The sequence below is a fragment of the Xenorhabdus sp. SGI246 genome (genome assembly GCF_040838225.1).
GTDB lineage: Bacteria > Pseudomonadota > Gammaproteobacteria > Enterobacterales > Enterobacteriaceae > Xenorhabdus > Xenorhabdus indica.
The window spans coordinates 25201-34915 of sequence record NZ_JBFPEZ010000067.1; the positions used below are offsets into that span (position 1 = coordinate 25201).

A 9715-nucleotide genomic window follows, 5' to 3' on the forward strand; every position below is an offset into this window, starting at 1 on the left:
GTGTTGCTAACGCGGCCTTTAGGGCCGCGTCTAAATAATATTTTAAAATATAGTGTAGGAGTTCGTTATGGATAATAAGTCATCTGTATTACCATTCTCTATTTGGAGTTTGGCGATTCCGATATTTATCGATATGTTATTATCATTTTCGATATTTTTTGTTGATTCGTTATTTTTGAGTCATGTTTCAACGACGATGGCCGCGTCGGTTGGCGCTATTATTCCCATCTTTGTTATTTTTGTCCTGTTATTTATGATGATGGCTCAGGGAGCAATTAACGTAGGTGGGCAAATTATTGGTTCTGGTAAATTAGAAAAGCTTAATCTTAATTGGAGTGGCATTCTAATTATTAATGCATCCTCAGGCGGAATTGTCTTTTTAGTATTATTTTTCGGTTCTTTTCCCTTAGCTGAGGCTATAGGGTTAAAGAATAATGAAGTGCTGTTTGCCGGTGAGTATCTTAAATATATTTCTATTGCACTATGGTTTATGGCAATCAAGTTTTCACTCAGTGCTATTTGCATGGCTCAGGGAAAAACACAATATAACTTATACGCTGGAATAATTGCAAATGGGTTAAATGTTATTTTAAATTTAGTCTTTGTTATTTATTTCAAACTAGGACTGATGGGGGTTATTTTTGCCACTATTATTTCTCAGGCAGTTGTGTGCTTATATTATTTTCTGCTAGTGACGCAGAAATTACAGGCCAGATTTCCACTGAAGGCGTTATTTGCTCAGCCGGCAGCAATATTAAAACCGATCTTGGCGATTGGTGTTCCTGCCGCCGTTCAGCCGATTACCGTTGAAGCAGGCATGCTGGTATTGTCTATATTTACCATTAGCCTAGGCGAAACAGCAATGGCGTCGCGGATATTCGTGATGAATCTGCTGACTTTGACAATTTGCTGGTCTTCCGCCATGTCAATTGCTAACCAGATCATGATCTCTCATCTCTATGGAGCCAAGCAGTATGATCTCATTAAGCAACAGGTAGACCGCAATTTACGGTTAGCAATGCTGGGGAGTCTGCTTGCCATCGTGTTAATCCTACTGTGCGGTAAACCTCTATTGGGGCTGTTCACCAGTAATGTAGATATCATTAATACGGGGATGGTATTGCTCGTTTTATGTGTTGCTATTGAACCTTTTCGCAGCGCCGCTATGGTGATCTCATATAGCCTGAAAGCGACAGGAGATGCCAATTTTCCGGCTTGGGTAGCAGTAGGCAGTACATGGTATATTGCGGTGCCTCTGGGTTATTTTTTAGGCATTAACTTATCGTTGGGCATTGCGGGATTATGGATTGGATTACTGTGTGATGAGGTGTTTAGGAGTGCAATGAATAACGCTCGTTGGCTGTCTGGGAAATGGAAGGCTTCTCACTTGAAATATTTAGAAACTAAGTAAATAAGGAATATTACATGAATATTTTACGTATTTTTTTTGGCTTATTTTTAATCTTTTTTGGTTTAAATCACCAGTTTCACTTTTTCCCTGAACCACCGTGGCCGGTTGACGCAATGAATTTTTTGTCGGCATTACGTGCAACGGGATATATGAATGAGATTATTATGCTTACCGATGTTATCGCTGGCGCTTTGTTAGTTATTAATATATTGACGCCGTTAGCATTGTTATTAAGTGCCAGTATTTTGGCGCATTCATTACTCTTTCATTTTTTTCTTGCACCTGAAACGGTGTTATTTGCTGCGATAGGTGCCGGTATTAATATGGTGCTGATATATGTTCATCGCAAACGTTTTTATCCGCTGTTTATCGTTCAGTAATCTACATTTTATTAAATAAGGAATATTATTATGGCAATTGATGTTGTTAATGTGACTACGCGCGCTGTGGAAAAAAGCAGTAAAGGTGAATATCGTAGTAATAATCTATTACCTTTACTTTGGTATGATATGACTGCTGTTGAAAAAGAAGATGAAGAGGCTAAGTCAGTAGCTGATCGCATTTTTCATCAATATTATTCAGGGTATTTAATTAATTTTTCACAAGCAGACGCATTTTTAAGTAAAAAATATTTTCGCCATGAGGTTGCAATAAAAATAGAAAAATTAGAAGAGCTTAATGAGCTATTTAAGAAGTTAGAGAAAACGCCAAATGAGAAACTAATCATTCTTAGCAAGAATAATGAAATATTACAGTTGGCAAAGAGTAAAAATATAAAAACCTGCTTTTATATTTTTGTAAATGATAAAGCAACTTTGCATCAGGCGATTGCTTTCGGTCAGCAACATTCTTATGTACTAATTAAATTCAAAGATCCCACCAATATTCCTCTAGAGCTGGTGATTGCTGAACTACAACACACCAAGACCGTGGTAATTAAAGAAATTGATGATCATGAACACGTTGATGATGTCGTTAATTCTATGAGTACGATGGAATTTGGCGTGGAGGGAGTTCTGTTCACCCCGCTGAAGAGTAGTACTGTTGATCGTATGTTTAAACGTGTTGAGGAAGTATTTATGGGCCAGCTTACGTTGGAACCGGCAGAAATCTTTGAAACACGTCCGGTTGGCGATGGTATCCGTGGCTGCATCGACCTTTCCCTGATGTTTAATGAAGATGAGGGCATTTTAGTCGGATCAACCTCACAAGGTGGATTTCTCTGCTGTCCGGAAGTCTTTGAGATGCCCTACATGAATAAACGGGAGTTCCGCATCAATGCAGGAGGGGTTCATAGCTACGTGTTTACCAACGGCAACCGCACGCAATACATTTCAGAGCTACGCAGCGGCGATAGCGCGATGGTTGTCGATATGAAAGGCCAGACCAAACCTATCCCTGTTGGGCGAGTGAAGTTGGAAAAACGCCCGCTACGCATTATCCGTGCTCGCTTTGCCAGCGGTGAGGAGATCAGCATTTTGATGCAGGATGACTGGCACGTACGAATTTTCTCTGATCAAGGCAAGCCTCTGCATCTCACCGACCTTAAACCCGGCGTCAAGGTGAAAGCCTATAAAGCGAATTCAGGCCGCCACGTCGGGGTGCCGGTGAGTGAGTTTATCGAAGAAGTCTAAGCTCTGTATCCCGCCGTAGTGAACTACGGCGGTAGATAACTAAAAATTCTTATTAATGGAGAAGAATAATGTCTACGTCTCATGCTTGGGCTGGGCTGTCTCGTCACGCTCAAAACGAACAAATGAAAATGGTGGTATTTCCCTTTGCGGGAGGCAATGCCACGGCATTTCATTCTTGGCTGCGGGATTTGCCGGGGCATGATTGGCTTTCCCTCGATATTTTGCAGTTGCCGGGGCGTGCTGACAGGGCCAGCGAAGCTTTACTGACTGATTTTAATGAGATAGTTGAAGATATTTTCCCTGATCTCGTCCGGCTGGCAAGTGAAAGGCCGCTATTGATGATGGGCTACAGCATGGGGGCTTGTCTGGCTTATGAACTAACGCTGCGGTTGGAGCAACGTTGTGGGGTATCTCCGGTTGGATTGCTGCTGGCGGCGCGTAAAGCACCCGCTTTTCATTCTGTAACAGAAGGGCGGCGGCATTTTGACCAAGAACGAATGCGCCAAGAAGTCCGCCAGTTAGGGGGAACACCGGAGGCAGTACTGCGCAATCCTGAGGTTTTTGAGCACTTTTATAAGGTGTTATCTGCGGATTTTCAAGCGCTAGAAAGCTACCGACCCGCTCTTAATTCTATGGTACAGGCTCCGATCGCTGTGATAGGGGGAATCGACGATCCGGAAACGGATATCGGGCAACTCTATGCCTGGCAGCGCCATACCCACAGCTCATTTGATTTACACATGCTGAAAGGCGGACATTTTTTTATTCAAACCGAAAAACAGGCGTTGTTAAGGTTGCTTCACCATTACGCGGTCATTTTCAAAGATCGTTTTTAATAGAGGAATGAAAATCAATGTTGACCATTATGTTTCCAGGGCAGGGTTCACAATTTAAAGGTATGGGGGCAGAGTTGTTTGCTCGCTACCCGCGTCAGGTAAAGGAAGCCAGTGAAGTTGCAGGCTACGATCTGGCTGAACTGTGCAACGAAGGAGGCAAACGTTTAACGCAGACGGAGTTTGCCCAAGTTGCCCTATTTGTTGTTAACGCGTTAAGCCATCTTGAAGCTAAGGATAAAGGGATAAAAGCGGATTTTTTGCTGGGGCACTCTTTAGGCGAGTTTAATGCGCTGTTTGCTGCGGGTGTGTTTGACTTCGCCACGGGGGTTGCGGTGGTAAAAAAACGTGCTGAATTAATGGCCAGTGTTCGGGATGGTGGAACGATGGCGGCGATTTTGAATGTTGAACGCTCGGCTGTGCAGCAACTGATTGAACAGTACTCTGGTGTTTATATTGCAAATGAGAACTCACCGGAGCAAACGGTGATTTCCGGTAATAATACGGCTATGCGCGGTATTGAACAGGCAATATTACAACAGGGAACGGGTAAATACGTTCCTTTAGCCGTATCTGGCCCGTTTCATACGCCGCTGATGGCAGAAATCAGTGCTGCGTTTGAGGAGTATCTCGGGCAGTTTCACTTTAACCCACCGTCAATCCCCGTGATTGCTAATGCAACCAGCCAGCTTTATAGGGCAACAAGTATAACGGAGAACTTAGTCAGACAACTGACTGAGCCTGTTCATTGGCAGTCATGCATTGAATTTGTTTACCGGCAGGGGCCCATGCTCTTTATCGAATTAGGGGCAAAAACAGTTCTATCTAAATTTATGGGCTCACTCTTTGATGCTTATTCATCACTGTCTGACGATATTTAGGAAATTTTTATGATCAATATTATCAAGCGCGCTTCTATTCCAGAAATTAACTCCATTTTTATTGCAGGGAAAGAGCACAAAATCGGCGCAGTTCAGCCTTTAGCGCATAGCGCTATTTTTCGTCATTTTAGAAAAGATAACGAACCACTTAGCATTAGTTTTACACGTCTTGAAAAGGGTGAAACACATCAGGTGCATCAGCACAGTGTAGATAGTATGGTTATCGTTATGGCTGGTAAGGCAACGCTGCTGGGGGATGCTACCGATAAGATTGAAACGGGTGATGTAGTCTGTATTCCTGCCGGGTGCTGGCACGGCTTTTGTTGCGATCTCGGCGAGCCGTTAGATGCTTTATCCGTGCAGTATGAACCGTTGGCTCTGTTTGAAAAAGAGGCTGATATTGTGTTTACTCCTCAGTTAACTCCTTATCAAGCGCTGCTAAATTTTAACGAGCAGTGGTGCGCAAAGGTGGAAAAGACACTGTTCTTTTCGCTATTTAGAGAAGGGCAGATCCAAACTGAACACCACATGACTCTCTTTAAAACCCGTCTGAGGCAGTGGTCTGAAATTTTCCAGTACATCATGTATGCGCGCCAATCTACCGTGGTGGATCCTACGTTTCGATCTTTATTTCTTGAACATTTTCAAGAAGAGTTAGGCCATGACGAATTATTACCTAAGAGCCAAGAATGGGATGCTAAAATTGATTCATATGGTAATTGGTTTGTGTTAAAAATGTTCCAGCTTGATAATGTGGAAAAATTGGCTGTCGTTCATCTGGTGCTAGAAAAGTGTGCAGATGCCTTCCATTGGTTGGCTAAGAATACTTCTGAGCAGCCTGGTGAGTATATAGAAGCGCATGCAACGTTAGATCACGGGCACGCTTTGCTGGGGAGTGAACTCTATCAAGATATCACTCACCAACGCAGCATTGAATTACAGGCAATCTGCGAACAGGCGTGGCAGGTTATGCAGCTGCTCTTGGATCGAATTGCGACTTTAACACTGGAGGCAATTGAACAAGACGAGGCTGTTTCGGCGTAGTTAAAACAGTGAGGAAGAGGCGTGAGTAAGCTATATCAGGGGATGAGTCAAGAAGAGTTTGACGGTGGTTATTTTTATGCTACAGAGCTTAAGGCGTTTGCTAAAACTTTGGGCATTACCGTGGGTAATCTGAAAAAAAATGAGCTTGAATTGCACATTAAGGCACATTTATTTGGTTATTCTGGAGAGCTTCCCGTTGCCGTTCCTAATAGAAAGAATAGTGCAGCCCGTGATTTACTCACGCTGGATACCCCCGTGGTTAACTATGTTAGTGACAAAAAGACCAAATCATTTTTACTGGCCGCCGTTAAGCAACAGTTTGGCGCATTAGCGGATAAATCCGGCCAATGGTACTGGCTTAATAGCTGGCGTAAGCAATGCATTATTGATGGAAAAACAATTACTTATGGTGATTTAGTGGTCCACCTGGCTAACCTGAAAAAAACGCAGGGGAGGTTACCGCAAATCCCATCAGCCAGAATGAATAACTTTATCAGTGATTACATCTCAGACAGTGAAAACCAAGGAAGTGGTAAGAATGAAGCTCTACAGGCATGGTTTGAGCTGAAAGCGAGTCCTTTACCCAAAACGTACCAAGCTTATAAAGATGCTAAGGCTTTATTAGCAAAATAAAAGGAGATTGTTAAGATGAAAATTGTTGATTGCCCAGCTCTGTCTTTAGTAGGGGTATCTACGCGTACAAAAAATGCTCATGAAATGGATGCTGGGACAGCGAAAATTATGCCACTTTGGCAACATTTCTATCAGGATATCTATCCTAAGCGGTTGTCAGGCGATATTGTCTATGGCGTTTATTCTAACTATGAATCTGGTGCAAGCGGGCTGTTTGACGTTATTGCCGGAGTAAAAGAGCATGAAAATGACAACAGTCTGGCAGATTATTCATTTAATAAGATCGAGCTGGCAGCAGGCCGGTATGTCATTTTCTCTGGTTTGGCGGGTGAGGATAATCCCGTTTTCCAACTATGGCAGCAGGTATGGCAATATTTTGAACAACCCGACTGCTTACATCAGCGTAGCTGGAAGACGGACTATGAAGTCTTTCACCAAGATGGGAAGATAGAGTTATTTATAGGGGTAGAATAATTATGATGTATTTATTAGGGGCTGTCCATTTCATTGTTAGATACTGAATCCCGGCATTCGCTCCTGCCCCTATCGTGCCGGTTGTCAGCATCATTTTACCTACGCCATCACCAAATACAGGTGCCACAGCTCTACCTACCCAAGGCGCAGCAATCATCACCGCGGCAGTCTTTGCACGCGGAATATTATTGCTTTTCTGTATCGCTTCGTAGTTATCAGTGACCGGACTAAGTTTATTAAGACTCTCTGCTGCCATCTTTTGATAAAACGAGTAACAATCCGAGGATTGTTGAAGTTTGATTAACTCATCTCGTTCTCGTATCAGATGCTCTTTAGTGACTCGAGTTTCTAACGCTTTCTGTTGTTGGTCGTTGTCAGCTCTATCACGCCCCTCAATTAAACGGTCTTTCTCTTTATCCGTAGAAGCTACTTCGTATTTTTCTTGCCATGATGTGATTTGTTTGGCGGTCAAATAGTTATTCTCAACAGCACCCCAGCTTGCATTTAAAGGGGAACTGGCTGGAAGAAGCCGGGTTTGCCACCGGGCAGGCAGTGAACGTCACCGTTGAATGGGGGCAGTTGATTATCCGGCTTGTTGAGAAGAACTGACAGCTAAAAAGGAAGATCCCAGCCAATGCGCTGGGATCTAAATTTAATTTAAAAGAGATTTTGTTACATTACCTGTATCAAAAAACTCCTTAAATATCCTTACAACTAAATCAAAGTCTCTTATGAGCTGACGAGTTGACCAATAATCACCTAATATATCAATTTGTTGATCAACAACTTTACGATCGTAATAAGAACGAACATTGTATTCATCCTCAAATATTTCACCTAGCATAATTAGATAATAACCTGCCTCTGTTCTGAGCTGTAACATTTCAGGATCACCTACATTATCACTAACATCTAATGTTAGGGTTCCAGATCTACCCTTTAAAGCTATCAAGGTATGCTCAACAAAAGCCCAATCAGGGCTGTTATCCATTCCACCCTTTCCATTTAAAGTCCAACTCATGGAGAAGTTCATTGTGATTTTTTCTCCTTGAGAGATTTCATTCCTGGCTCCCAATAAAAAGTTTTTCCAGTACTTTCTTCCTGTACTGTCAGTGACTTCAATTTAGCTTTATCAGCCATAGCAGCAATATCTCCTCGGCAATAACCGCAGATAGGTTCTTTTAATACTTTCATGTCCATATCCCGCCCTATCGTTATGCCATCTTCGAACGCTTGCTGGATTGTTCCAACTTCTGCATGCGCAGATGCCATATTTCCGTTAGGGAGACTTTTATTAGGGTTATTCTCCACTTTGGCTTGAATCCTATCATTAATTAACGTAGGTCTACTCTTATCACCCAGATAATAATCTGGTCTGTTTCCTTGATTTGTATCTTTAAAGATTTTTCCAGTTTCTTTATCAAGTAGCTCAGCCTCAACTTTAGGGATAGATGTATGCGCTTTTTTATCTAAGACTCTGCTGTTTTCTTGGATTACTAATTTATCCGGTGAAACAATGCCTTTTGTTGGCTGAGTAACCGCTTTATTCGCCGCTGCTCCGCCAAAGATAGCCAGAGAACCCAGTCCCATATTGATAGCACCCTCACCATACTGGCCATCAATCATTTGACCGATACCCGTACCAGCTTGGTGTGCACCGCCTGCCCTGATTGGATGCTATACATCTTCAGGTAACTCAGTGCGTCGTTATACGCTTTCGCATCTGCTGCTGTCGCAACAAAAGCCCCGCCCTTAACCAGCGTCTGAATAGCATTAGCAGCTTCCGTGCGCGTGAAACCATATTTTGTCTGCAATTCAAAACCATATTGGTCGAGTAAGGTCGCTAGCTGCTGTTTCTCCCCATCGTTTAACTGACCATTGCGGTATTGCTCCAAGAGCACATTGCTGGCTTTATCTTCATTGGTCAGCCTGACGATATCTTGTGAGGCTTGCAGCAGGTTTTTACCCGCCTTTTGATCATCCAGTGCCTTACCCAGCGCATCACTCTTGGTTGGCGCCAAGAAGTTATTCTCCACTATAATATAGCTATTGAGTCAAGTAGTTTAAAGGAGGGCTTACAATGCACATATCGTTACCACACTGGATTTGTGAGGAAGATATGCAACTGTTTGCTACACGGCTAAAGGAAGCCAGAGAAGCCCGGAAGATGACACAAGCGAGATTAGCTGAACTGCTTAATGTTGATCGCCGAGTTTATAACCGCTGGGAACGTGGTGCTTCCGTTCCTCAACTGGATGCCGTCGTCAGGATCGCTCAGGTATTACAAAGCAGTCTGGATTCACTGGGCGGACTCGAACCCATGACGCCACCACAGATACATAATCCGCGTTTACAGGCAATTGTCACTCAGATGGATTCATTATCCGATGAAGATCAGCAGGCGCTGATTGTGTTAATGGACAGTTTGCTTAAACGTTCGAAGATGATGCAGTTACTGACATCGTAGAAAGGATTTGCTACAGGAAAGACGATTTTTATGAGTACCGTGTTACCAGACGGCCATTCGGTAACACGGCTAACCGCGATTGTAATGCAGATTTAGCGATTTCAAAAGCCCGGCGCAGCTATAAGGTGGGGTATGCCAGCACCCGCCACGAAGACCACAGCACCGGTATGACCCGTTATTACAGCCAGCATCCCAGCCTGCACCTAAAAGGCAACTGGCTGGAAGAAGCGGGCTTTGCGACCGGGCAGCCGGTGAACATCACCGTTGAACGGGGGCAGCTGATTATCCGGCTGGTTGAGAATGATTGACCGCTAAAAGGAGATCCCAGCGCTTGGCTG

At 43.4% G+C, this 9715-nt stretch carries 14 protein-coding genes and 1 pseudogene; 11 read left to right on the top strand and 4 right to left on the bottom strand.

The genetic code is table 11. The annotated features are described in order from the left end of the window. Nucleotides 1-67 precede the first annotated feature (67 nt). From ABLA85_RS15075 to ABLA85_RS15110, 8 genes are all read left to right on the top strand, one after another. The gene (locus ABLA85_RS15075) at nt 68-1411 is read left to right on the top strand and encodes an MATE family efflux transporter (RefSeq protein WP_367965220.1); all 1344 of its coding nucleotides are present in this window, start codon (nt 68-70) and stop codon (nt 1409-1411) included. Nucleotides 1412-1425: 14 nt separating this feature from the next. Continuing rightward, nucleotides 1426-1791, top strand: coding sequence for a hypothetical protein (locus ABLA85_RS15080; protein ID WP_367965221.1), 366 nt, complete (start codon nt 1426-1428; stop codon nt 1789-1791). A gap of 30 nt (nt 1792-1821) precedes the next feature. After that, nucleotides 1822-3045, top strand: coding sequence for a 3-dehydroquinate synthase II (locus ABLA85_RS15085; protein ID WP_367965222.1), 1224 nt, complete (start codon nt 1822-1824; stop codon nt 3043-3045). A 68-nt stretch (nt 3046-3113) separates the two neighbouring features. Then, nucleotides 3114-3881, top strand: a complete 768-nt coding sequence (locus tag ABLA85_RS15090; protein ID WP_367965223.1) for a thioesterase II family protein — start codon at nt 3114-3116, stop codon at nt 3879-3881. 17 nt (nt 3882-3898) lie between these two features. Further along, entirely contained in the window at nt 3899-4759 is an 861-nt protein-coding gene (gene fabD, locus ABLA85_RS15095) for an ACP S-malonyltransferase (protein WP_367965224.1), read from the top strand. Nucleotides 4760-4768: 9 nt separating this feature from the next. After that, nucleotides 4769-5803, top strand: a complete 1035-nt coding sequence (locus ABLA85_RS15100; RefSeq protein ID WP_367965225.1) for a cupin domain-containing protein — start codon at nt 4769-4771, stop codon at nt 5801-5803. A 21-nt stretch (nt 5804-5824) separates the two neighbouring features. After that, nucleotides 5825-6436, top strand: coding sequence for a hypothetical protein (locus ABLA85_RS15105; protein ID WP_047680481.1), 612 nt, complete (start codon nt 5825-5827; stop codon nt 6434-6436). A gap of 15 nt (nt 6437-6451) precedes the next feature. Continuing rightward, nucleotides 6452-6910: a GyrI-like domain-containing protein gene (locus ABLA85_RS15110; protein ID WP_367965226.1), complete on the top strand. Its 459-nt coding sequence runs from the start codon at nt 6452-6454 to the stop codon at nt 6908-6910. On the opposite strand, the gene ABLA85_RS15115 is transcribed toward ABLA85_RS15110, so the two are convergent. Further along, nucleotides 6894-7382, bottom strand: coding sequence for a hypothetical protein (locus ABLA85_RS15115; RefSeq protein WP_367965227.1), 489 nt, complete (start codon nt 7380-7382; stop codon nt 6894-6896). The two genes, ABLA85_RS15110 and ABLA85_RS15115, sit on opposite strands and share 17 nt — an antisense overlap. Before the next feature lie 5 nt (nt 7383-7387). On the opposite strand from ABLA85_RS15115, the pseudogene ABLA85_RS15120 reads away from it, so the two are divergent. Continuing rightward, nucleotides 7388-7519: pseudogene (locus ABLA85_RS15120) on the top strand (SymE family type I addiction module toxin); the annotation flags it as partial. 43 nt (nt 7520-7562) lie between these two features. Here the strand turns inward: ABLA85_RS15120 and ABLA85_RS15125 are convergent. From ABLA85_RS15125 to ABLA85_RS15135, 3 genes are read right to left on the bottom strand one after another with little or no spacing between them, the layout of a single operon-like run. Continuing rightward, nucleotides 7563-7931 carry a hypothetical protein gene (locus ABLA85_RS15125; protein ID WP_367965228.1) on the bottom strand — a complete coding sequence of 123 codons (369 nt, stop codon included), beginning with the start codon at nt 7929-7931 and terminating at the stop codon, nt 7563-7565. Between the two features lie 8 nt (nt 7932-7939). Next, entirely contained in the window at nt 7940-8536 is a 597-nt protein-coding gene (locus ABLA85_RS15130; RefSeq protein WP_367965229.1) for a hypothetical protein, read from the bottom strand. Beyond that, on the bottom strand, nt 8533-8931 hold the full coding sequence (locus ABLA85_RS15135; protein WP_367965230.1) for a hypothetical protein: 399 nt from the start codon (nt 8929-8931) through the stop codon (nt 8533-8535). Before ABLA85_RS15135 ends, ABLA85_RS15130 begins: the two co-directional genes overlap by 4 nt. A gap of 59 nt (nt 8932-8990) precedes the next feature. Between ABLA85_RS15135 and ABLA85_RS15140 the strand changes: the two genes are divergently transcribed. Further along, nucleotides 8991-9377 carry a helix-turn-helix transcriptional regulator gene (locus ABLA85_RS15140; protein ID WP_367965231.1) on the top strand — a complete coding sequence of 129 codons (387 nt, stop codon included), beginning with the start codon at nt 8991-8993 and terminating at the stop codon, nt 9375-9377. A 125-nt stretch (nt 9378-9502) separates the two neighbouring features. Continuing rightward, on the top strand, nt 9503-9685 hold the full coding sequence (locus tag ABLA85_RS15145) for a SymE family type I addiction module toxin (protein ID WP_367965232.1): 183 nt from the start codon (nt 9503-9505) through the stop codon (nt 9683-9685). Nucleotides 9686-9715 lie beyond the last annotated feature (30 nt).